Source organism: Pseudarthrobacter sp. NPDC058362, assembly GCF_042723515.1.
In the GTDB taxonomy this organism is placed as follows: domain Bacteria; phylum Actinomycetota; class Actinomycetes; order Actinomycetales; family Micrococcaceae; genus Arthrobacter.
The window spans coordinates 770,408-792,861 of sequence record NZ_JBHXIW010000001.1 but is presented as its reverse complement, the minus strand read 5'-3'; the positions used below and the strand labels follow the sequence as shown (position 1 = coordinate 792,861).

21 protein-coding genes and 1 tRNA gene are annotated in these 22,454 nt (G+C 67.6%); 9 read left to right on the top strand and 13 right to left on the bottom strand.

The window, feature by feature from the left end; all coding sequences use genetic code 11:
- Window positions 1–4: 4 nt before the first annotated feature.
- Window positions 5–940 (bottom strand): N-acetylglucosamine kinase, encoded by a 936-nt coding sequence (locus tag ACFWIX_RS03800; RefSeq protein ID WP_377214756.1) that lies wholly within the window; start codon window positions 938–940, stop codon window positions 5–7.
- A gap of 117 nt (window positions 941–1,057) precedes the next feature.
- Here ACFWIX_RS03800 and ACFWIX_RS03795 point away from each other — a divergent pair, with 117 nt between their 5' ends.
- Together ACFWIX_RS03795 and ACFWIX_RS03790 are read left to right on the top strand one after the other, a co-directional pair.
- Window positions 1,058–2,299 (top strand): MFS transporter, encoded by a 1,242-nt coding sequence (locus tag ACFWIX_RS03795; RefSeq protein WP_377214926.1) that lies wholly within the window; start codon window positions 1,058–1,060, stop codon window positions 2,297–2,299.
- Window positions 2,300–2,443: 144 nt separating this feature from the next.
- On the top strand, window positions 2,444–2,947 hold the full coding sequence (locus tag ACFWIX_RS03790) for an Lrp/AsnC family transcriptional regulator (RefSeq protein WP_377214755.1): 504 nt from the start codon (window positions 2,444–2,446) through the stop codon (window positions 2,945–2,947).
- Between the two features lie 68 nt (window positions 2,948–3,015).
- Here the strand turns inward: ACFWIX_RS03790 and ACFWIX_RS03785 are convergent, their stop codons facing one another.
- Complete coding sequence (locus ACFWIX_RS03785; RefSeq protein ID WP_377214754.1) at window positions 3,016–4,281, bottom strand: MFS transporter; 1,266 nt, start codon at window positions 4,279–4,281, stop codon at window positions 3,016–3,018.
- A gap of 151 nt (window positions 4,282–4,432) precedes the next feature.
- Between ACFWIX_RS03785 and ACFWIX_RS03780 the strand changes: the two genes are divergently transcribed.
- The 4 genes from ACFWIX_RS03780 to ACFWIX_RS03765 are packed head-to-tail and all read left to right on the top strand — an operon-like array spanning window position 4,433 to window position 6,928.
- Window positions 4,433–4,918, top strand: coding sequence for an Lrp/AsnC family transcriptional regulator (locus ACFWIX_RS03780; RefSeq protein WP_377214753.1), 486 nt, complete (start codon window positions 4,433–4,435; stop codon window positions 4,916–4,918).
- Between the two features lie 49 nt (window positions 4,919–4,967).
- Window positions 4,968–5,393 carry a DUF1761 domain-containing protein gene (locus tag ACFWIX_RS03775; RefSeq protein WP_377214752.1) on the top strand — a complete coding sequence of 142 codons (426 nt, stop codon included), beginning with the start codon at window positions 4,968–4,970 and terminating at the stop codon, window positions 5,391–5,393.
- A 28-nt stretch (window positions 5,394–5,421) separates the two neighbouring features.
- Complete coding sequence (gene corA / locus ACFWIX_RS03770; protein ID WP_377214751.1) at window positions 5,422–6,417, top strand: magnesium/cobalt transporter CorA; 996 nt, start codon at window positions 5,422–5,424, stop codon at window positions 6,415–6,417.
- A 4-nt stretch (window positions 6,418–6,421) separates the two neighbouring features.
- Window positions 6,422–6,928 (top strand): hypothetical protein, encoded by a 507-nt coding sequence (locus ACFWIX_RS03765; protein WP_377214750.1) that lies wholly within the window; start codon window positions 6,422–6,424, stop codon window positions 6,926–6,928.
- A gap of 20 nt (window positions 6,929–6,948) precedes the next feature.
- Here ACFWIX_RS03765 and ACFWIX_RS03760 read toward each other — a convergent pair.
- From ACFWIX_RS03760 to galU, 4 genes are all read right to left on the bottom strand, one after another.
- Window positions 6,949–7,021, bottom strand: a tRNA-Ala gene (locus ACFWIX_RS03760).
- Window positions 7,022–7,090: 69 nt separating this feature from the next.
- Window positions 7,091–8,023, bottom strand: a complete 933-nt coding sequence (locus ACFWIX_RS03755; protein ID WP_377214749.1) for a hypothetical protein — start codon at window positions 8,021–8,023, stop codon at window positions 7,091–7,093.
- An 81-nt stretch (window positions 8,024–8,104) separates the two neighbouring features.
- Window positions 8,105–8,725: a GNAT family N-acetyltransferase gene (locus tag ACFWIX_RS03750; RefSeq protein ID WP_377214748.1), complete on the bottom strand. Its 621-nt coding sequence runs from the start codon at window positions 8,723–8,725 to the stop codon at window positions 8,105–8,107.
- Window positions 8,726–8,729: 4 nt separating this feature from the next.
- Window positions 8,730–9,635, bottom strand: coding sequence for a UTP--glucose-1-phosphate uridylyltransferase GalU (gene galU / locus ACFWIX_RS03745; RefSeq protein ID WP_377214747.1), 906 nt, complete (start codon window positions 9,633–9,635; stop codon window positions 8,730–8,732).
- A gap of 66 nt (window positions 9,636–9,701) precedes the next feature.
- Here galU and ACFWIX_RS03740 point away from each other — a divergent pair, with 66 nt between their 5' ends.
- The 3 genes from ACFWIX_RS03740 (at window position 9,702) to ACFWIX_RS03730 (ending at window position 11,613) form a co-directional block, all read left to right on the top strand.
- Window positions 9,702–10,334 carry a 5-formyltetrahydrofolate cyclo-ligase gene (locus ACFWIX_RS03740; RefSeq protein ID WP_377214746.1) on the top strand — a complete coding sequence of 211 codons (633 nt, stop codon included), beginning with the start codon at window positions 9,702–9,704 and terminating at the stop codon, window positions 10,332–10,334.
- Between the two features lie 134 nt (window positions 10,335–10,468).
- Window positions 10,469–10,732: an FmdB family zinc ribbon protein gene (locus tag ACFWIX_RS03735; RefSeq protein ID WP_377214745.1), complete on the top strand. Its 264-nt coding sequence runs from the start codon at window positions 10,469–10,471 to the stop codon at window positions 10,730–10,732.
- Between the two features lie 116 nt (window positions 10,733–10,848).
- On the top strand, window positions 10,849–11,613 hold the full coding sequence (locus ACFWIX_RS03730) for a Flp pilus assembly protein CpaB (RefSeq protein WP_377214744.1): 765 nt from the start codon (window positions 10,849–10,851) through the stop codon (window positions 11,611–11,613).
- Window positions 11,614–11,621: 8 nt separating this feature from the next.
- Here the strand turns inward: ACFWIX_RS03730 and ACFWIX_RS03725 are convergent, their stop codons facing one another.
- The 7 genes from ACFWIX_RS03725 to ACFWIX_RS03695 form a co-directional block, all read right to left on the bottom strand.
- On the bottom strand, window positions 11,622–15,740 hold the full coding sequence (locus ACFWIX_RS03725; protein ID WP_377214743.1) for an AAA family ATPase: 4,119 nt from the start codon (window positions 15,738–15,740) through the stop codon (window positions 11,622–11,624).
- A 129-nt stretch (window positions 15,741–15,869) separates the two neighbouring features.
- On the bottom strand, window positions 15,870–17,459 hold the full coding sequence (gene guaA / locus ACFWIX_RS03720) for a glutamine-hydrolyzing GMP synthase (protein ID WP_377214742.1): 1,590 nt from the start codon (window positions 17,457–17,459) through the stop codon (window positions 15,870–15,872).
- Between the two features lie 72 nt (window positions 17,460–17,531).
- A complete protein-coding gene (locus tag ACFWIX_RS03715) occupies window positions 17,532–18,035 on the bottom strand; it encodes a DUF3817 domain-containing protein (RefSeq protein ID WP_377214741.1) in 504 nt (167 codons plus the stop codon).
- Complete coding sequence (locus tag ACFWIX_RS03710; RefSeq protein WP_377214740.1) at window positions 18,032–18,871, bottom strand: SURF1 family protein; 840 nt, start codon at window positions 18,869–18,871, stop codon at window positions 18,032–18,034. The genes ACFWIX_RS03715 and ACFWIX_RS03710 overlap by 4 nt, the downstream gene beginning before the upstream one ends.
- Before the next feature lie 58 nt (window positions 18,872–18,929).
- On the bottom strand, window positions 18,930–19,418 hold the full coding sequence (locus ACFWIX_RS03705) for a PTS sugar transporter subunit IIA (RefSeq protein ID WP_377214739.1): 489 nt from the start codon (window positions 19,416–19,418) through the stop codon (window positions 18,930–18,932).
- Window positions 19,419–19,460: 42 nt separating this feature from the next.
- The gene (locus tag ACFWIX_RS03700) at window positions 19,461–21,200 is read right to left on the bottom strand and encodes a glycerol-3-phosphate dehydrogenase/oxidase (RefSeq protein ID WP_377214738.1); all 1,740 of its coding nucleotides are present in this window, start codon (window positions 21,198–21,200) and stop codon (window positions 19,461–19,463) included.
- 76 nt (window positions 21,201–21,276) lie between these two features.
- A complete protein-coding gene (locus ACFWIX_RS03695; protein WP_377214737.1) occupies window positions 21,277–22,413 on the bottom strand; it encodes a GuaB3 family IMP dehydrogenase-related protein in 1,137 nt (378 codons plus the stop codon).
- Window positions 22,414–22,454 lie beyond the last annotated feature (41 nt).

Here is a 22,454-nt window from a genome sequence, read left to right as displayed (position 1 = left end):
CGCGTCAGGCTTCCTCGGCCAGCAGCTGCAGGACGCCGAAGACCGGTTCCCGGTCCAGCACGCGGATGTCCGTCACGCCGCCCTCTGCCAGGCGGTTACGGAAGGAGTCCTGCAGTGCGGGCACGTGCATTCCAAGCCCTCCACCCAGGATCACCGGACCCTTGATGCCGAGCTGGCCCAGCACTTCCAGCGCGAGCGCAGCCAGGTCCGCCCCCGCCTGGTCCAGCAGCTGGCGGCTTTCCGGGTGGCCCGCTGCGGCTGCTTCCACCACGAGGCGGGCCTGCTGCGCCCAGAAGCGGCGTCCGGTCTCCGGAGAGTGGAACAACGCGATGAGCCTGTTGGGATGGTCAACGCCGCAGGCCTCCATCAGGGCAACGGTCAGTTGGTCGGGCCCGTGTCCCTGGTTCATCCGGCGGAGGCTGTGCCGTACCGCCTCGCGGCCCAGCCAATAGCCGCTTCCTTCGTCGCCCAGGAGGTAGCCCCACCCGCCGGCCCGGGCTTCGCCGCCGTCTTGGTTTCTTCCCCAGGCGGCCGAGCCGGTGCCGGCGATGACCGCGACCCCTGTGCCCGCACCGCCGGCGGCGAGCAGGAGCCGTGAATCATGCACCACGGTCACGCGGGCGCCAGGAACGTGCGGCTGGATCAGCGCAGCCAGGGCCGCCGCGTCTTCCTCCGTATCAATGCCGCCCGAGCCTGCGTAGACCCTGGACACCTGTCCCCCGCCGATTCTGGCGAAAAGGTCCGCGAGGTTGGCAGCCGCCGCCTCGCGCGAAACATTCTGGACGTTCGAACTGCCGGCGGACTGGTCCGCCGCCGGAACGCCGTGCTCGAACCGGATACCGTGCGTTTTGGTGCCGCCGATGTCCAGGCCGATGACGGTACCGCGAAGTGCGGCGGCCAGGGCGGGGCGGTCTGCAGGGAGGTTTTCGGCGTTACTCACGCCACAAGGTTACTGAAGGTTCCGCCGAACCATGCGCGGAGGCCCGGGCACGCCCCGCGGTGGCGCTAGGCTGGCCGGGTGCCCCACGATTCCCTTCCGCCCGACCACGGCGATCCGCTGACCGGGGAAGATCCGGCCCGGTGGGAGGGGCACCCCAAGGGTTCGAGGGCGTACGGGAAGATCCTGGCAGGACTCTCCTTCGCGGGGGTGGCCACGTTCGCGCAGCTCTATTCCACCCAGGCCGTGCTTCCCGTCATCGCCGCAGACCTCCGCATCACAGCCGCCGAGGCTGCGCTCACCATTTCGTTGGCCACCGTTGGCCTGGCGGTAACGGTGATCCCCTGGTCCTTCCTGGCGGACCGGATCGGCCGAGTCCGGGCTATGGCCTGGGGTATTTCGGTCGCCACGGTCCTGGGGCTGACGGTGCCACTGGCCAACAGCTTCGGCATGCTGCTGGCGCTGCGGCTCCTCGAAGGAATGGCGTTGGGCGGGATCCCCGCCATCGCCATCGCGTACCTGAACGAGGAAGTCACCAGGGCGCATGCCGCGCTGGCCGCAGGCAGTTACGTCGCCGGCACCACGCTGGGCGGGCTGGCCGGACGGCTGGTGGCAGGGCCCGTGGGTGAACTCTGGGGCTGGCGTGCCGCTGCCCTGGCGGTGTCCGTGCTGGCGACGCTGGCCGCCGTCGCGTTCCTGGTACTGGTCCCCCGGGCGAAGGGCTTCGTGTCTGTCCACGGCCCGGGCCTGCGCGGTGCCCTGCGGACGCTGGGCGGGCATCTCGGCAATATCCGGCTGGTGGCGCTGTATATCCAGGCCTTCCTGATGATGGGCGGCTTCGTCGCCGTCTACAACTACCTGGGGTTCCGGCTGTCCGCTGCCCCGTTCCTTCTGCCGGCCACCCTGATCAGCCTCATCTTCCTGGCCTACCTGTCGGGCACCGTTTCCTCCCGGTGGGCCGCCGGCATGACCCTGCGGTTCGGCCGGCGGGCGGTGCTCCTGGCCGGCCTGGCGCTCGCGACGGCGGGACTCGTCCTGACGCTGACGGACCAGCTGGCCGCCGTCCTGGCCGGGCTGGTCCTGTTCACGGGCGGATTCTTCGCAGCCCACAGCATCGGAGCAGGGTGGACGGGTGCCATCGCCCTGACAGGACGCGCCCAGGCAGCTTCCCTCTACAACCTCGCCTATTACCTGGGCTCCAGCATTATCGGCTGGGCGGGTGGGCTCGTGTTCCAGGCGGCGGGCTGGAATGCGCTCGCCGCGGCAGTTATGGTCCTTGCGGTGGCGACGGCGGTGCTGGTCGCCGTCGTCCATCCCCCTGCCGACCCGCGCCGCCCTGCGTCCGCGCGCCGGGGCCGCTGACCCTTCCCCCGAGACCGGGGACGAATTTACCGGCCGGTACCGCGGCCCGGGCAGCGGGAAATTCGGCAGGGCCCGCGCCCGGCGTCCCTCCGGCGTCGAATACGCCGTTTAGGATGAACGGAAGGAAAACTTCAAGGAGCTGCAGTGAGCACGAACGCCAGGAACACCAGACCCGGGGCACCCCATGAACCGCTGGACGCGATTGACGAACGCCTGCTGGCCGCGCTGGTGGCGGACGCGCGCATCTCCAACAAACAGCTCGCCGAACTCGTGGGCATCGCTCCCTCCACAGCCCTGATGAGGACCCGCGCTTTGTCGGAACGGGGCATCGTGCAGGGCTACGAGGCCAAGCTGAACCTCTCCGCGATCGGGCGCTCCGTGCAGGCGCTGGTGGCGGTCCGGCTGCGGGCGCACGACCGGGACCAGATCGACCGTTTTACCAGCCGCGTCCCGCACTTGCCGGCAGTCCTGTCCACCTTCCACACGTCCGGTTCTGTCGACTATCTCCTGCACATCGCCGTCGGGAGCACCGAGGACCTCCGCGACTGGGTACTGGACAATCTGGCCACGGATCCCGTGGTGGGCCACACCGAGACCACGCTGGTGTTCGAGCACATCCAGGGCAACCACGGGCCGATTCCCGAATAGGGCGCGCAGCACCAGGAGCGCCGCGCCGGCCCGTCCCCGGGAGTGCTTCAGCGCAGGGGCTGCAGCACTCAGGAAGCGGCGCTTCCGTCAGTTAGGCGGCGGCGCGCGGGCAAGGCCTGGACGAGCGTCAATGCTGCCAGGCTCAGGGCGGCGGCCCCGCACGTCCCGGCGAAGCCCACCACAGCGGCGCCCAGGCCGAACGTCCCGGCGGCCCAGCCGAGGCCCAGCACCGGCGCGGCGCTGCCCAGGTACGTGATCACGTAGACGGTACTGATGATCTGCGCGTGCCGGGCAGGCTCCACCTGCGCCGCCACGTTGTTGAACACCGTCCGGAAAGCGAGCCCCTGGCCGGCGCCGGCGGTGATGCTGGCCGCCACCAACAGCGCGGGGCTGTGCCACTGGCCCGCGAAGCCCAGCAGCGCTACGGAAACACCGAGCACCGCCAGCCCTGCCGGGACCACATACCGCCCACTGACGTTGAGTAGTTGGCTCAGGGCCGACGCCGCCAGGGTGAGCCCGGCCAGCAGTCCGATGGCGGGCCGGGAATCGGTGGCCAGGACCTGGGCGAAGTAACCCGGTGCCAGGGACAGGGCGAAGCCAAAAATGGCAAAGCTCAGGAAGCCGACGGCGGACGCCAGCCAGAACGCCCCGCGCGCCTCGCGCGATACGGACAGACGCCGCGGCGCCAGTGCCTGCAGCGGCCGCGGACCGGTCGGCAACTGGATGGCCGGGCGCGCCCTGAGCAGGTAGAGCGGCACCAGCAGTGCGGCCAAGACGACGGAGTGGACGTAGTACGGGGTCGACGTGGCACCGGGCAGAAGCGAGAGCAGGCCGCCAATGACGGGGCCGGCAGCCACGCCGCCGGCGGAGGCCAGCAGGGTGAAGCGGGACGCCCATTCCGGACGGTGCGGCAGCAGTTCCCGCAGTGCCGCCGCACTGGCGCCGGTCGCAAGGCCCACTGCGGCGCCCTGGAGCGCACGGCCTGCGCTGAGGGCGGCAAGGCTTTGGGCCTCGGCGAAGATCCAGCCGCCGGCCAGCCCTCCCAGCACAGCCAGGATAAGCGCGGCCCTGCGCCCAATGTGGTCCGACCAGTGCCCGGCCAGCATGAGGGTGGCCACGAGTGCCAGCACGTAGGTGGCGAAGGCTGCGGTAACTCCCAGGCTGGAAAGGCCCAGCTCTGCCTGCAGCAGCGGATACAGCGGCGTGGCAAGGTTGGCGCCCACAAGGAGGACGAAAATGACGGCCCCGGCCATGACCAGGCGGGAGGTGTTGGAGGCGTCCCAACCAACGGTGGCCGGAACGGGACGCATGCGCAGTTCGCTGAAGACTGTCAAGGTAGTGCCTTTGCTGAATCCGCGCACCGGCCACCCTTGTGGGGCGCCTGCGCGGGTATACCGGTGGTGGCTCCAGAATGGACCATTACTGCAGAATTGAATCGAAATCCATGGGATAATCGATCAAAATCATCAAAAATAGTGCGGCCAGATGCTGGAGAGTGACTATTTGAACACCTTGGACCCAACGGACCTGAAAATCCTCCTGGCCCTGGTCCGCGACCCCCGGATCCAGATCGGGGAGCTCAGCGAATCCTTGGGGATTGCGCGCAATACGGCACAGACCCGGGTGCGCAGGCTGTTGCGGGCAGGCGTCCTCCGTCCCGGCGGCCGCGAGGTTGACCTCGAGGCGGTGGGTTATGACGTGCTGGCCTTTGTCACCATCGAAGTTTCACACCGGGAACTGGACGGCGTGGTGGCAGCGCTCAGGTTGATCCCGCAGGTGCTCGAGGTGCATGAAATCTCCGGCCGGGGCGACGTCTGGTGCCGGGTGGCGGCCCGCGATACCCACAACCTCCAGGCGTCGCTGCGCCAGATACTCCGCATCAAGGGAGTCATCCGCACTGAAACCGTCCTCGCCCTGCACACGCACATCCCCTACCGCACCGATCCCCTGATCAGCGGCCTTTCCGGGTAACCGGCGGGGGAACCCGGCCTCGCCGGCAGCCCGGACTAGGATTTCCTGCATGGATTGGCTCACTGACGTTTCACAGATCAACTGGCTGGCCGTGCTCCTGGCGTTCGTCGCCTCGCTCGCGGTGGGATTTGTCTGGTATATGCCGGCAGTACTGGGGAACCGCTGGATGGCCGCAATCGGCAAGACCGAGGACGACCTCAAGAACATCAGCGGCGGCGCCGGGCTGTGGCTGCCCATGATGCTGGCTTCCGCCCTCACCGCCATCCTCCTGGCCGTCCTGATGGGAGCCCTCGGCCTGGACAACGCCTTTGGAGGTGCCGTCTTCGGCTTAACCATGGGACTGGTCTTCCGGGCCGGTGGCCACGTCATCCACAACGGCTTCGCCGGCCGGCCGGCGGCAGTGACGCTGATCGACGCCGGCCATGACCTGGTGGCCATGGGCCTGGCCGGCGCGATTATCGGAGCGATGTCCTGATGCTGCTGCGGGGGCGTGGGTGCCGGTCATGACCATCATCGATAACGCCGTCTACGTGGACGGCGTCAGGCACGCCGAACCGAAGAGCCTTGAGCAGACTTTCGAGACCCTTGCCGAGCACGGCGGGATGGCCTGGATCGGCCTGTACCGGCCCACAGCCAACGAAATGTCTGCGGTGGCCGCAGAGTTCGGGCTGCACGAGCTGGCCGTAGAGGACGCCATCTCCGCGCACCAGCGGCCCAAGTTGGAGCGTTATGGAGACAGTCTCTTCACAGTGCTCCGCCCTGCCAGGTATCTCGACGAGACGGAGACCGTGGAATTCGGCGAACTCCACGTCTTCACCGGAAGCAACTTCGTGGTGACCGTCCGGCACGCGGAAATGGCGGGCGTGGCAGGTGTGCGCCGCCGGCTGGAGGCACGGCCGGACCTGCTGCGCCACGGCCCGGAAGCTGTGTTGTACGCGCTTCTTGACCGGGTGGTGGATGATTACGCCCCCGTGGTGTCGGGCCTGGAAAACGACATCGACGAAATCGAAGACCAGCTCTTCACCGGCGACAGCAACGTCTCACGCCGCATCTATGAGCTGGCCCGCGAGGTGATCCAGTTCCAGCGCGCCATCCACCCCCTGCCGGGCATGATGCAGCAGCTTAAGCGGGGGTTCGAAAAGTACGGCGTGGACTCAGAACTGCAGCACAGCCTCCGCGATGTGGAGGACCACGTGGCCCGGGTGATCTCCCGGGCAGACTCCTTCCGGGAACTGCTGCAGAATGCCCTGACCCTGGACGGAACGCTGACCGCCAACCGCCAAAATGAGGCCAGCGCCCGGCAGAACGAACAGGTCAAAAAGATCTCTTCCTGGGCCGCCATCTTCTTTGCCCCGTCGCTCGTGGCGGGCCTCTACGGCATGAACTTCGACCACATGCCCGAGCTCCACTGGACCTGGGGCTACCCGATGTCCCTGGGCCTGATGCTGGCCACGGCAGGGCTGATGTACGGCATCTTCAAGAAGAAAGGCTGGCTGTAGGGTCGTGGCACCGGAGGCACTGAGCCGGGGACGGATCATCGTGCCCGGCACCCAACACCAGCTCGGCATGTGCGGCCTGTTCCCGCCGTCGTCCGCCCAGCGGCGGCCCGTAGCGGCAGCCGGTCACATCCTCGAGGCGAAAGCCTGCGTGCCCGGCCTCTTGTGGCTCAGTTTCGGCGAGCTGTGCGCGCCAGACCTCCCTCCCGCCGCGCTTAAGGCGCTGGCAGCGGAGCACAGCCTCTGGGTGGTGGACGACGTCCCGCCGCCGGGAGCGGTCCCGTCCGGTGTGTCGCGGCCCGGGACCTGGCGGTGTTTCGCAGACGTGCTGGCGGCATTGGCAGCGACAAATACCGCATTGTTCCTAGTTGCGCGCGAGGTACCCCGGTGGCTCGAAGCGGCCGCCGCAGATCCGGAGGCGAAGGAGCCGCTGCAGCGGATTGACGGCATGCTTGCCGGGCTCCCGCTGATGGAGTCGGACGTTCGCCTCGTGGAGGGAATCTCCGGGTCGTAGGCGGGACCGCGGAGGAAATGTGGAGCTAAGGAGATTCGAACTCCTGACCTCTTCGATGCGAACGAAGCGCTCTACCAACTGAGCTATAGCCCCCGGCCGGGGTGAACCGGTGACCTTAGGCTACAAATTTTCGCGGCCTAATGCCAACCGGCGCACCGGGTGTCAGGCGCGGCGGCGCTGCAGGACGTCGTCGAGGTTGCTGAGGGCGCTCTGTGCCTTGGTGAGCTGGCGGGGCTCCACTGCGCCGCCGGCCTGGACCGGAGCGGCGCCCTGCTTCAGCGAAGGCTTTCCCACGGCCTTCGGGGCTTCCGGCAGCGCCAGTGGTTCAGGTTCCGGACGCTCCGCCTTGGCAGCCTCGACGTAGACCGGCTTGGGCACCTCAACGGGCTCCCACGGCGTGCCTGAGGCAGCGGCAGGCTGGGCGGGCGCGCTGGTGTCGCCGGCAGCCAGCGCAACGGCCAGCGCGGCTTCCCGGAGTTCGACGGCGGTGAGCTGCTTAATCCGGTCCTGCCCGGCTTCGGCGTCGAACAGGGGACGCTCGGGCAAGGCTGCGCGGGCAGGTTCGGCGGGCTTGGGCGGCATGCTCCCTGACGTGCGGGTGCTGCTGGCGGGCGCCGACATGGCGGACCGGAAAGCAGCGTTAACACGGCGGCGGCGGTCGCTGACAGCGAGGCGCCGCAGGATAACGACGGACAGGAACGTCACGGCCAGGCAGGCTGCGGGAAGGACGGGACTGCCGAGGCCAAAGATCAGCATCGCGCCGGAAACCGCTGCCGTCACGAGGGAAAGCAGCCCGGCGAGGGCGAGTGCCATGCGCCCATACCGGATGCGCAGCCGCCGGGCAGGGGCAGTGGCGGCGTCCTTGGCGGTTCCTGCGCTCTTCCTGGGGTCCATGGCTTTCTCCTGCTGGGCTGCAACGTTCAACACGAGGCCGGCGGACCGGTCCGGTGTTTGATCGGTCAGGGCATCCCCCGGCACGTCGCCGGCGGGCAGCAGCCGCTGCCTGCGGTTCCGAAGGACATACGGGGCAACCCAAACAATCCAGAGCGCAACAGCAACCACAAGGATCACTGAGCTGCTAAGAGGGAAGTCCACACTCAAAACCGTATGAGCTTCACGGCGGCTGCCGTCGCATTCGCGCCGGTGTGTCGTGCCACAGCCGCCAAATCACTGGATTTATGACGGCCTGGCAGCCAGCCAGCGGTTCAGCAGCCCCTCCGGCACCTCCTCGGCGGTGAGGGCGAAGGACCGGTGGTCTGCCCATTCGCCGTTGATATGCAGGAAGCGCGGCCGGTACCCCTCATCACGGAATCCCAGCTTTTCCACCACCCGCAGGCTGGGCCCGTTTTCAGGCCGGATGTTAATCTCCATCCGGTGCAGCCCGAGCGTCCGGAAGCAGTGGTCCGTAGCGAGCGCGACGGCGGTGGGCGCGATCCCGTGCCCGGCGCGTGCCTGATCCACCCAGTACCCGAGCGTGGCCATCATGGCAGAACCCCAGACGATCGACGACACAGTCAACTGGCCCACGATGACGGGTTGCCGACGTCCGGGCATCCGCTCGGTGATCACGAACGGGAGCGCCGTGGCCTGGGCAGCCTGCGCGTTCAGGGAACGGACCATCTGGCGGTAATTCGGCAGGCCGCCGGCAGGGTCGGGATTGGATGCCTCCCACGGGGCGAGCCACTCACCGTTGCGGGCCCGGACCTCGGTCCACTCCCGCTTGTCCCGGTACCTGATGGGGCGCAGCACAAGGTCGGCGCAGTCCAGCGTGACAGGCCAGATTGGGCCGGGCCGCACGGCGCTACTTCGACAGGCCGGCGGCGAAGCCGGGCAGCCATTCCCGCAGCCCCGGGCCCAGGTCCTCGCTGTCGATGGCAAGCTGCACGCAGGCTTTGAGGTAGCTCAGCTTGTCTCCGGTGTCGTAGCGGCGGCCCCTGAATACCACGCCGTAGACGCCGCCGCCGTCGCCATCGCTGCCTGCCAGCTCCTGCAGCGCATCGGTCAGCTGGATCTCACCGCCGCGTCCGGGACCGGTCTTTTCCAGGACGTTGAACACTTCCGGGTGCAGGACGTAGCGGCCGATCACCGCCAGGTTGGAGGGTGCTTCCTCCGGGGACGGCTTCTCCACGAGCCGGTTGACCCGAACGTACCCCTCGCCGTCGATCGCCTCGACGTCTGCACAGCCGTAGGCGCTGATCTGCGAAGGTTCCACCTCGATCAGTGCCACCACGGAGCCTCCCGTCCGAGCCTGGACATCGATCATCGTGCCAAGGAGTTCGTCCCGGGCGTCGATGAGGTCGTCACCTAGCAGGACGGCAAAGGGCTCCTCGCCCACGTGCTGGCGGGCCCGCAGGACTGCATGCCCCAGCCCGTTGGGGTCGCCCTGGCGGACATAGTGGATGTCGCCGAGTTTCGTGGCAGCCTGGACGGCCTCGAGTTTTCGGGTGTCTCCTTTGTCGGACAGCGTCGATTCGAGGGAAGGTACCCGATCGAAGTGGTCCTCCAGCGCCCGCTTGCTGCGGCCCGTGATCATCAGGACGTCATGGAGGCCCACGCTGACGGCTTCCTCCACGACATACTGGATGGCAGGCTTGTCCACCACGGGGAGCATCTCCTTGGGCATCGCCTTGGTGGCGGGCAGGAACCGGGTACCCAGTCCGGCAGCAGGAATGACGGCTTTGCGGACTCTCGGGCTACTGGTGCTCACCGGACTAATCTAACGTCAGCGTCAAGCATTCAGTAACAGCGGAAGCCCGGCACCTACGAGGCGACCATGGAAGGCAGTAACGTGCACCAGGATTCAACAGCAGCCAAGGACTCCATTCGGGCGGCCCACCGGCAGCACAGGGCGTCCCTGACAGTGCAGGAACGGGAAGCGGCCGCAGCGGCGTTGGCCCGGCACGGCCTGGCCTGGGCGCGTTCCATCACAGCCGGCACGCCGGGCACCGTCTGCGTCTACCTCAGCGTGGGCTTCGAGCCGCCCACCCTCCGCCTCATCGAAGCCCTGCACGGGGCAGGGCACAGCGTCCTGCTGCCCGTGTGCGAACCGGGCAGGGAACTCGCTTGGGTGTACTGGAGCCCCGCCGCCGAATTTGAGCGGAGTCCTTTCGCTCCCATCCTCGAGCCGGTGGGCGACCGGCATGGACCGGAGACGGCCGGCGGGGCCGCTGCGCTGTTCATTCCGGCCACCGCGGTGGACGTCGAAGGCAACAGGGTCGGCCAGGGCGGGGGTTATTACGACAAATTCCTGGGACACCTGGCAACCGCCGGGAAGGAGATCCCCCTGGCCGCAGTAATCTACGATGAGGAACTGCTTCCCGCCGGCCGCATACCGGCCGAGGCGTTCGACCGACCGGTGCCTGCGGTGCTCACCCCCGGAGGTCTTCGGGAGCTTCCCTCAGAATGACCAGGCCGCAGGCTTAGCCCGGCGGATGGTAGAATTGGCACTCAGGCCCTGCGACTGCTAATGCGGCGACCGGATGAACCGGTTCCGCGGCCGGCAGCACGGGACCTCTCGTTTGTCCAAGAGGAGGAGCACCAGTGCCAACGTATGCATATGCCTGCAAGGATTGCGGCCATGCCTTCGACATTGTCCAGTCGTTCTCGGACAGCACATTGACATCCTGCCCCGAATGCGAGGGAACTCTGCGCAAGAAGTTCAACAGCGTGGGCGTGGTCTTCAAGGGCTCCGGTTTCTACCGTACCGATTCCCGCGATGCCAAGGGCAACACCGTTTCGGCCGCGCCGGCGTCGACCCCCGCGGCCGCTCCCGCAACGCCTGCTCCGGCAGCCGCTGCCAGCTGACCGGCGGGCATCCGGCCGTAAACGGGCGCCCTCACTGCTGCACCCACGGAATCCGCTTTTCCACATACGGAATCCCGTCCTGACCCTACCGTCGCCGGAACCCCTACCGTGGGCACATGCCTGCTTTTTTCCTTCACGGCCGGACCAGTTCGAAACCATCGCGCACCCGAACGAACCGCATCGCAGCGAACCGGGGCGGCCCGGGCCGCCCCGGTACGCTGCGACCTACGCCCCGCAGGACGTTTCCCGCACGGTTCGCCGGCTGGCTTAACCGAAACCGACGGCTGGCCGTGGCGCTGCTCTTATGCGGTGCCGCCGCGAGCACCGTCCACCAACTGACGCCGGCGCCGCTGGACACGGTGGCAGCCGTGGCCGCCGCACGGGACCTCCCCGCCGGGGCCACCTTGGACGGTGCGGATTTGGCCCGCGTCCAGGTACCTCCAGGGACGGTGGCCGACGGCTTTTTCGGGGAGCAGGACCAGGCCGTTGGCCGGCAACTGGCGGGACCGTTGCGTAAGGGCCAGCTGCTCACCGACGCGCAGCTCGTTGGCCCGGGCCTCTTGGCCGGCACTCCGGCAGGCTCCGCCGCAGTGCCCCTGCGCATGGCGGATCCCTCCTCCATCCGATTGGTATCCCCTGGCCAGCTGGTGAACGTGGTCCTCACTGGTACCGGCGGGTTTGAGGAGGCACGTCCTCCGGAGGTCCTGGCCAAAGGCGTGCCGGTCCTGTGGACGTCGACCCATGGCGGGGACGGCGGCCAGTGGCTGGGAACTGCCGAGACGGAGGGGCTGCTGGTGGTGGCTGCCGGAGCAGAGCAGGCGGCCCGCCTGGCGGGGGCCTCCACCCGCGGAAAGCTGTTTTTCGTCCTCGTGGGGCCGTAACCCTGGGATCAGCCCCAGTGCGGAGGCCGCTGCTCCTTGAGCCACGTGTCGTGGTCCTCGTCGCGGTCGCCCCACGCCCGGGGATCATCCTCGGCAGCCTTGTCCGGAAGCACCCTGTCCGGAAGCGCCTTGTCCGGGCTGGGTTTCACCGGAGCCGTACCCTTCGCTGCGCTGTCCTCAGCGGCGTCGTTCGCGGCGCCGTCCTTCGTCTGGTCCGGGCTCACGCTGCCCGCCTCCTTTTCAAATGATGGATGGGCTTCTGGTCCCGCGCCGCGGGCCGCAATGGCATCGCGCAGGTCGATGCCATTCAGGGCCTGGTCCACATCGTCGTCCAGGAATCCGGCGGCAGGCGCCGTCCGGCCGGGAAGGACCATCTTCTCAAGGCCCAGATAGCCGGCAATCCGGTCTGCGCAGGACGACGGATCGGTGAAGACCTCTATGGTCCACAGCGGCATGTATCGCCAGCCCAGGCGCTCCAGCAGCTGCGGCCGCAGCCGGCTCCGTTCGCGCACACTCATCGTCCGGTACTGCTCGGTACCGTCGGACTCAATGGCAACCGGTCGGGGAAGTTCCGCGTCGTCCTGCCCCATCGTGCTCAACGGGTCCGCCGCAGCCACGACGTCAATCGCGCCGTCGTACTGGTGCCATACCCGAGCGCCACGGGCCCGGAGCCGGTCCCCCAGATCCGCCACCAGCGGATCGGCGCCCAGCGCCTGTTCGCTGGCTGCGGCGCGGGAGGCCGGCGTACCGAGGTCGGTGTTGCCGGCGATCTCACGGTCCAGCAGCGTGTAGAGGTCCATGGCTCCGTGCGTCAGCCGCGTGTGGTCCAGGTCCTCGGGCCGGAAACAGGTCAGGACATGCATGGAGCGCCGGGCCCGCGTCATGGCCAGCGCGAACTTTTCCCGGCCGCCTTCAGCCGACAACGGACCGAAGTTGTGCAAAGCACGGCCGTGGGGTGTCCGGCCGAAGCCGGGCGAGAAGATGACGTGGTCCCGCACCAGGCCCTGTGCACGTTCCAGGTCCACTACCCGGAACGATTCAGGGCCCGCCCCAAAGAAGGCAGACAGTCCGGGATGGTTGGGCAGCTGGAGTCGGATGGCTTCGCCAATCCGGGCCGCGTGCCGCAGGCTCGCAGTGATCACGGCCAGGGATGTCCTGGGCCGGGTCCGGGCGTGCTCGAAGACCAGGTGGACTACGCGGTTGACCTCGGCCGCTACGGACTCGACGCCCTCGTCGTTGGCGCTGGGCAGCCCGGTTCCGTCCGCCAGGTACTCAACCAACAGAGAACGGTCCAGCCCCGTAGCGGTCTGTCCCTCGGGCAGGAGGCGGAGGCCGCCGTCGTAAAAGTTCTTGCTGAGCTGGAGGATCAGGTCCTCGTCCACCGCACGGTACACGAAATTCAGCCGCCAGACGGGCAGCACCTCGGAAAGCGCAGCATACGCGCTCTGCACCCGCTGGTGGGCAGCTTCGCCGGGGGCGAGGCGCTCGACGCCCACGGTAAACGTCCGGGGGCTGGCAATGCGGGCGTCACCGAAGGCAATGACCTGCCGGGCTCGGGCGATTGACGGCAGCACCGCCTGCAGCGAGGTTGCTTCGGCGTCGAGAATCACCACGGCGTCGAACCGCTGCTCTGCCGGAAGCAGGCCAGTCATCAGGTAGGGACTGACGGACCAGACCGGCACCAGGCTGGAAATCAGCTCCGGCGCCTGGGCGGTGAGGGCGGGGAGCGAGACCCTGCCGTCCTTGAGCAGGCTGCGGAGCAGGGCGGCCTGGCGCGGGTGGGCTGCGATTGCACCCCGCCAGCGCTCGGCGAGGTCCCAGCGCAGCCGCGCGGAGCCGCTGGCGATGTGGGCGTTGTCAGCGAGGCGGTACTCCGCTTCGAGCTGGCGGAGGGCCTCGCCGTCGGACATGGCAAGGTAGTCGTCGCCGCTGATCATGGCTTCGAGCGCGGACTGCCACCAGGCCAGGTCCAGTTCGGCCGCGACGGACCCGGCCGGCACCTCACGTTCGGCGAGATCTGCCAGCAGCTCCCCCAGCCCGTGCTCGCGCATGTTCTCCACCAGTAGAGTGCGCTCGGGCAGGGTTTTCAGCGTATCGGCGTCCGCGGACAGCCGCTGCAGGCGATCCATGAGTTCCGCATAAGGTACAGCAGCCAGTTCAGCGCCGGCCGCGGTGTGCCGGAGGGCCTCCCCGAGCTGCTCCAGCTCCCGGTCCAGCGACCGGTACATGGTATTCATCTCGGCCAGGCCGGACGGGACCGCAGGGTGGCGCTGCGTGGTGGCGTAGCCGTCCCACAAGGCGCGCTGCTCCTGGACCAAGACCAGGGAGCTGTGCAGGTCTGCGATGTGGACGCCGGGCCGGACGTACTCCTTGGCCACACGGCGCAGGCGGGAGCGCTGCATGGCGGTGAGATCAATCCCGCGTTCACGGCGCCAAGCGGCGGGTGCCGTGGCCGAAATCAGGTCGGTGACGGGCCGGTCGAAGATGTCCGGGGTGAACTTGTCCAGGCTTCCACGGACGGCCACCAGCAGTTCCAGCTGCTCGCCCCACTCCGCAAAGGACTTGCCCAGCCGGATTTCGGCGTGATCCGCCACCGCCCCCATGCGTTCGCGCAGCTCCGGCAGGCTCTTCTCGAGGGACCGGACCAGCCCCAGTGCCTCTTCGGTTTCCTTGCGCGTGAGCAACCTGGCTCCATGCCAGGGGCTGGTGGTGGAGGCCTTGCTGAAACTGCCCAATTCTGCAGCCCGGCGGAGCCGGCCGGCCAACTCTTCCCGGTCGCGGATGCTGTCCAGCACGCTGCGCTTAAGCCGGACGGTGGTGGCTGGCGCGGGGTGGATGGAGGTGAGTTCCGCCAGCGACTGCATCGCCTGGTACGGCGAGCAGCCCCAGCGCTGCCTGACGTTGTGGAGAGAGGCCACGTGGTCCATGAGGGCGTGGCGGTGCTCCGTGAGGGTCTTGTGGAGGTTGTCCAGCTGGGGTTTCAGGGACTTTTCGTTCCGCACGATGGCACGCACCAACTGCGCCTTGAGCTGCTGCGGGGTGACGTTGCCCGAGAGTTGGAAGAGGATGGATTCCAGGCCCAGGGTATCCAGCTGCCCGGTTACTTCATTGAGGCTGGCCCGGCGGTCGCCCACCACCAGCACTGTCTTTCCCTCGTCCACGAGGGCACCGATGGTGTTGATGGCGGTCTGGGTCTGGCCCGTCCCCGGCGGTGTGGTCACCACCAGCGAGTCCCCGGCCCGCACGGCGTCCACCACGTACTGCTGGTCCCGGTCCGCGTCCAGCAGCAGGAGCTCATCCCGGGGATGCCGCTCGTCCAGCGGAGGGAAGCGGGAAGGATCCGGCTCCTGCACGTCCACCACTTCGCCGCCGGCCGCCGTGGCCAGCGCAGAGACGACGGGACTGGAATCGTTGATCCAGGGGTCGTCCAGATTCCCGGAGAGATCCGCGAATGTGGACACCAAGAGGTTGTGTTGGGCTTCGGCGCCATGGATCGGCCTGATGAGCGCGGCCAGCCGTTCCAGGACGGGCTGCGGGTCGAAGCGTGCCGTGCTGTAGGCCAGCCGGGTGACCGCGTTGACGTCGAACACAATCCCGTGGATGGTCTTCAGGTGCCGTACGAGGGCCGGGTTGATGTGGGCCTGCTCGGTCAGCTGGAGCTCGAAGTCGTCCTCCCCGGGGCGGACGGTCAGGGTGATGGCTGTGAGCATCACGGGTGCCGAGATGCGCTGGGGCTTGCCGCCGACGGCGGAGGTCCACACCACCGTTCCCGCGGAGAGGTAGCCGGCATCGATGCCGCGGTCGTTGGAGAGCTCGAAAATCTTGGAGCGGATGTTGCGGGACGCACGGGCTGCCACCACGTACTGCTCCCGGTCGCGGATCAGCGTGGACAGGCGGGTCCGGCGCCCGGCCATCAGCTGGGCGAGGCCCGAGGGGTGGGCATGGGTCAGGTCGATGGACCCTTCAGGCGTCTTGGTAAAACGCAGCATGGTGTCCGCCCCGGTAACGGGTTTAAGCCCGGACAGCCATTTTCGCAGCTCTTCCGAGCCTTCCGGGTGGCCTTGACCAACTGACACTACTGCCTTCTTTTCTGCGCTTGCACCTGACGCCCTGGACCATACCGGCATAGATTCGAGCGTAGCCGCTCAGACGCCGGACTGAGAGACCGCAACACTGCGGCAGCCTAAATTGCCGAGGATTTCACCGGGAAACAGCAGTGGCCGGCCTCCGTCAGCGGAGGCCGGCCACTCAGCGTGCTATTCCCATTCGATGGTTCCCGGCGGCTTGCTGGTGACATCCAGCACCACCCGGTTGACGCCTTCCACCTCGTTGGTGATCCGGTTCGAAATCCGGGCCAGCAGCTCGTACGGGAGGCGGGACCAGTCAGCCGTCATCGCGTCTTCGGAGGAGACCGGACGGAGCACGATGGGGTGGCCGTAAGTGCGGCCATCGCCCATGACACCCACACTGCGGACGTCCGCCAGCAGGACCACCGGCATCTGCCAGACTTCATGGTCCAGGCCGGAGGCGGTGAGTTCGGCGCGGGCGATGGCGTCCGCCTTGCGGAGCAGGTCCAGTCGTTCCTTGGTGACCTCGCCAACGATCCGGATGCCCAGGCCGGGGCCGGGGAACGGCTGGCGGCCCACGATTTCCTGGGGCAGGCCCAGCTGGGCGCCAACGGCGCGGACCTCGTCCTTGAACAGGGCGCGCAGCGGCTCGACGAGCTCGAACTGGAGGTCCTCGGGGAGGCCGCCCACGTTGTGGTGGCTCTTGATGTTGGCCGCGCCTTCGCCGCCGCCGGATTCGACGACGTCGGGGTACAGGGTGCCCTGGACCAGGAACTTGATCTTCTCGCCGTGCGCGGCGGCTTCGGCGATGATGGCCAGTTCGGCTTCTTCGAAGGCGCGGATGAATTCGCGTCCGATGATCTTCCGCTTGGTCTCGGGATCGCTCACGCCAGCCAGCGCGGACAGGAAGCGTTCCTGTTCATTGGCCACGTACAGCTTGACGCCGGTAGCGGCCACGAAGTCACGCTCAACCTGTTCGGCTTCGCCTTCACGCAGCAGGCCGTGGTCCACGAAGACGCAGGTGAGCTGGTCGCCTACGGCGCGCTGTACCAGGGCCGCTGCTACGGCGGAGTCGACACCGCCGGAGAGGCCGCAGATGACCCGGGCGTCCCCTACCTGCTGGCGGATGCGTTCAACCTGCTCCTCCAGGATGTTGCCGGTGGTCCAGTTGGGTTCCAGCTTGGCGCCCTTGAACAGGAAGTTTTCGAGCACCTGCTGGCCGTAGGCGGAGTGCTTGACCTCGGGGTGCCACTGCACGCCGTAGAGGCACTTTTCCTCGTTGGCGAAGGCGGCAACTTCGGCGCCGGCCGTGGTGGCCAGGACTTCGAAGCCTGCGGGGGCCTCGTGGACCGAGTCGCCGTGGCTCATCCAGGTGTTCTGGTCCTGGGGCATGCCCTCCAGCACTGAACGGCCCTCGCCCAGGATGGTGGTCCGGGTAGACCCGTATTCCCGCAGGCCGGTCTTGTCCACCTTGCCCCCGAGGGCATTGGCCATTGCCTGGAACCCGTAGCAGATGCCGAAGACCGGGACGCCGGCGTCGAAGAGGTCCGCACCCACGGAGGGAGCGCCGTCGGCATAGACGCTGGAAGGTCCGCCCGAGAGGATGATGGCGGCAGGGTTCTTGGCCAGGAGCTGCTCGGTGGACCAGGTATGCGGAACCACTTCCGAATACACATTCGCTTCCCGGACGCGGCGGGCAATCAGCTGCGCGTACTGGGCACCGTAGTCAACAACCAGCACCGGCTTCTGGGAAGTCTGGGATGCAGTGGGAGTAGTCACCGTACTAGGGTACTGGCCGCCGTGATACCCGCGCACCTCGAGGGGCCCCGCTGTGACGCAGCGAACGCCCGGTCAGTACCTCCGGGGCGCCTGCGGGTTCGCCGCCAATTCAGCCTCGACTTCGGCGTGGAACTTCTTTTCCACGATGAAGGACAGGAACGGCACCACGCCGCCCAGCGCCAGCAGGACGAGCTTCAGGAACGGCCAGCGCATCAGGGCCCACAGCCGGAAGTTGGAAATCAGATACACCACGTACATCCAGCCGTGCACGATGAGCACCGTAACGGAAAGGTTCAGCCCGCCGACCACTCCCTTGGGTTCGGCGTCGGCGAAACCGAAGCCGAACGGTTCGCCGGTCACCGCGTTGGTGCCGCCCGCAAAGAGGTACTGTCCGAAGCCGTAGCGGGCCACCAGTTCCGCGCACAGGAGCAGCAGCATGGCGCCGGTCAGGTAGGCCAGCACCTTGTAGAACTTCAGCGCCGAGCGGATTTGGGCCTCGGTGCCGCCAAAGCGCTTCTTGCGGCCGGCCGCGGTGGCTGCGTCCTGGGCGGGGGTTGCCGGTTTGGGATCGATCATTGGTCTGCCTTTTGCTGTGGTTGGTCAGGGGAGGCCGGGGGGCCTGCATGCGCGTGGTCCAGGGCGTCCTCGAGGTCCCGCTGGTAATCGTCCTTGACCAGGCGCCACCAGATGAAGAGAGCGAAGCCGGCGAATACCACCCATTCGAGCGAGTAGAACAGGTTCAGCCAGTTGATCTTCTGCGCGGGCGGTTGGGGGCCGATCTCCAGCGGAAGCAGTGGACCGTTGACGGCCGCGGCACTGACGTCCGAGCCGCCGGCCATTTCGGCCGAGGCCGCGATGAAGCCCGGGTAGCTGCTGACTTCCCAGTCGTTGATCAGCTCGGCCACCGATACTGCGGTTGCCTCACCGTGCCGGGGCGCCACTCCGGCCAAGGGCGCTTCGGAGGGCAGGAGGCGTCCGGTCAGTTCAATGACGCCCGACGGCGGTGCTGCCGCATCACCGGGATCGGCCACCCATCCGCGGGCCACCGGGATCCAGGTGGCCGGCGTGGCGGCTGCGCCGCTGAGGCGGGGTGCGCCGTCCACGGCAAAGGCCGCGACCACCCAGTACCCGGGTTTGCCACCCTTCAGGCGGTCCGGGACCAGGACCTGCCGGCGGGGGTCGTACGTTCCCCGGGCGCTGACCATCTGGTCCGCTTGGCTGCCCGGAAAGAACTCGCCGGGCCGGATGGTGCCGGTCAGGGGCCGGACCTGCTCGGTGGCCGGGTTGTCCACGACCTCGGGTTGCGTGGAGCGGCCGAACTGCCATTGGCTGAGCAGCACAAAGACCCCGGAGATGGCAATGGCGAACACAAAGCCCGCGATCCATCGGGGTTTAAGAGCTGTTTTCCACACCTCTTAACCGTACTTCGTTCTCCTGTAGAACAACTAAACGGGAGGAGCCCGGGCAGCGTCAGTGGTCGAAGAATACCAGGCTGGAGTTGATCAGTTCGGCGATGACCTCTGCGTCGTAGGCGCGGCGCAGGGATTCGCGGAAGGACTCCTTGGAGAGGGAGCGCGCCAGCGTGGCCAGCACCTCGAGGTGGTCCGAGAAGGAGCTGGCCGGGGTGGCAATGAGGAGGACGACGGTGGCGGGGCCGTCCGCGGCCCCGAAGTCGAGGGCCCGGCCGTATTTGGTGATGCCCACCGCGATGGAAGTCTGGGAGACAAACTCGCTGCGGGCGTGCGGCAGTCCTATGCCGCCGGGCAGGCCGGTGGCCAACTGGTGCTCCCGCGCATTGACGTGACGGAGGAATCCGTCCAGGTCAGACACCCGGCCGGCGTCGAACAGTCGCTGGGCCAACTGGGCGGCGGCGTCTTCCTTATCGGTTGCGTCCAGTTCCAGGATGACCATCCCGGGAGTGGTGAGGTGGGCATCGTAGCGGTCTAGTGGTTCCGCCAAGGCGTATCCCTTCAGTCGGCAAAAGCTGGTGCGGCCGGCCCCTCAGCGAAGCGGGACGATGTCTTCCACGCCCAGGCGGGCGGCATCCGCTGACTCGTCGTCAGGCTGCTGCTGGCTCAGGCGCTCGGCGTCCACGCGGGCGATGTAGTGCCGGACTTCGTTTTCGCGCTGCGCTTCGCTCCAGCCCAGGACGTCACCCATCAGTTTAGCGACAACCGGCGCCGCGGAGACGCCGCGGTCCCACGCTTCGATGGAGATCCGGGTGCGCCGGGTCAGGACGTCCTGGACGTGCCGGGCACCCTCATGCGTGGCCGCGTAGACCGCCTCAGCCTGCAGGTAGTCGTCTGCGCCGGGCAGTGGCTCCGCCAGTTCAGGGCTTTCCTCGATCAGGGCCAGGACTTCGGGCGTCAGTGAGCCGTACCGGTTGAGCAGGTGCTCGATCCGGGCCACATGCACTCCGGATTCCGCTGCCGTGCGGTTCCTGCGGTTCCAGGCGGCCCGGAATCCACTGGCACCCAGCAACGGGATGGTCTCGGTACAGCTGGGCGGCACCCGCTCGTCCAGGGTCCGCGTGGCCTCATCCACCGCATCCCTGGCCATCACGCGGTAAGTGGTCCACTTTCCGCCGGCCACCACCACCAGGCCGGGAACGGGGTGGGCCACCACGTGTTCGCGGGACAACTTGGCGGTGGAGTCGTTCTCGCCGGCCAGCAGGGGCCGGAGTCCGGCATACACCCCCTCGACGTCCTCGCGGGTGAGGGGGCGCTTCAGCACCCGGTTCACGTGCTCCAGGATGTAGTCGATGTCCTTGCTGGATGCGGCCGGATGGGCCTTGTCCAGGTTCCATTCGGTGTCCGTGGTGCCGATGATCCAGTGCCTGCCCCAGGGGATGACGAAAAGCACCGATTTTTCCGTGCGGAGGATGAGGCCAACGGTGGACTGGAAGCGGTCCCTCGGTACCACCAGGTGGATGCCCTTGGACGCGCGCACCTTCAACTGGCCGCGTTCAGTGACCATGGCCTGGGTTTCGTCGGTCCAGACACCAGTGGCATTGATGACCTGCTTGGCGCGGATGTTGAACTGCGACCCGTCCTCGTGGTTGGCCACCTTGGCGCCGACCACCCGTTCCCCCTCGCGCAGGAAGTCAACGACCGCCATCTGGTTGACGGCGTGCGCACCGTAATGCGCGGCCGTCCGGACCAGGTTGGCCACGTACTTGGCGTCGTCCACCTGGCCGTCGTAGTACCGGATGGCTCCCACGAAGGCGTCGTCCTTCAGGCTGGGTGCTGCCCGCAGTGTCCCGCGCCGGGTCAGGTGTTTGTGGAAGGGCACTCCCCTGCTGTGGCCGCTGGAGACGGACATGGCGTCATACAGGGCGATGCCCGCACCGACGTAGGGCCGCTCGATGAACGGCTTGGTCAGGGGGTAGAGGAAGGGGACCGGCCTGGCCAGGTGCGGGGCAAGTTCGGAGAGCAGCAGTCCCCGCTCCTGGAGCGCTTCCTTGACCAGCGCGAAGTCCAGCATTTCCAGGTAGCGCAGGCCGCCGTGGATCAGTTTGGACGAGCGCGATGAGGTGCCTGCAGCCCAGTCGTTCGCTTCGACGATTCCCACGCTGAGTCCGCGGGTCACGGCGTCGAGCGCGGCACCGGCACCCACGATGCCGCCGCCGACGATGAGGATGTCCAGTTCCCTGCCGGGCTGCGCCGTCTCGCGCAGCCGCTGGATGGCAGCTTCCCTGGCTTCGGGACCCAGTGTCCCGCCGTTTCCGCGGACAGTCTGCATGGAACGCCTCCAGTACCCTAGTGCCGGTAGTAAACCCACACTACTTGTTTCCGGGGCGCTTGTGGCCTCCGCTGCGTCAGTTCCCCTGGTACGGGGAAACCACGACGTCGACGCGCTGGAATTCCTTCAGGTCCGAGTAGCCTGTGGTCGCCATGGAACGGCGCAGTGCGCCGATAAGGTTGGACGTGCCGTCTGTGTGGTGCCCCGGCCCGAACAGCACTTCCTCGAGCGGTCCCACAGTGCCCACGTTGGCGCGGTCGCCGCGGGGAAGTTCCAGGTGGTGCGCTTCCTGTCCCCAGTGCCGGCCCTTACCGGGTGCTTCCTCGGCGCGGGCGAGGGCGCTGCCCAGCATGACGGCGTCGGCGCCCATGGCGATGGCCTTGACGATGTCGCCCGAGGTGCCCATGCCGCCGTCGGCAATCACGTGGACGTACCGCCCACCCGACTCATCCATGTAATCGCGGCGTGCGGCAGCAACGTCAGAAATGGCGGATGCCATGGGCGAGTGGATGCCGAGGGCGCGGCGGGTGGTGGTAGTGGCGCCGCCGCCGAAACCGACCAGGACGCCGGCAGCGCCGGTCCGCATGAGGTGCAGGGCGGGGGTGTAGCCGGCCGCGCCGCCCACGATCACGGGAACGTCGAGTTCGTAGATGAACTGCTTGAGGTTCAGCGGCTCGTGGTCCTTGGACACGTGTTCGGCGGAGACGGTGGTGCCGCGGATGACAAAGATGTCGACGCCGGCGGCCACCACGGTCTTGTAGTGCTCCTGGGTGCGCTGCGGGGTGAGCGACCCCGCTACCGTCACGCCGGCGTCGCGCATTTCCGCAAGGCGCGAGGTAATCAGTTCAGGCTGGATGGGTGCCTTATAGAGTTCCTGCATCCGACGGGTCACGGCGGGGCTGTTGGTCTCATCCTCCAGCTGCGCGATCTCGTCCAGGACGGGCTGCGGATCCTCGTAGCGGGTCCAGAGGCCTTCGAGGTCCAGGACACCGAGTCCGCCGAGACGGCCCAGCGCGATGGCCGTCTGCGGAGACATTGCAGAGTCCATCGGAGCGCCGATTACCGGCATGCCGAACTGGTAGGCATCAATCTGCCAGGAGACGGAGACGTCCTTGGGGTCGCGGGTGCGACGGTTGGGGACGATTGCAATGTCATCCAGGGAGTAGGCACGACGCCCACGCTTGCCACGGCCGATCTCGATCTCGTAAGTCACGTGACCACTTTACTTGACCATGCCGAAGGGGCCCGCTTCGG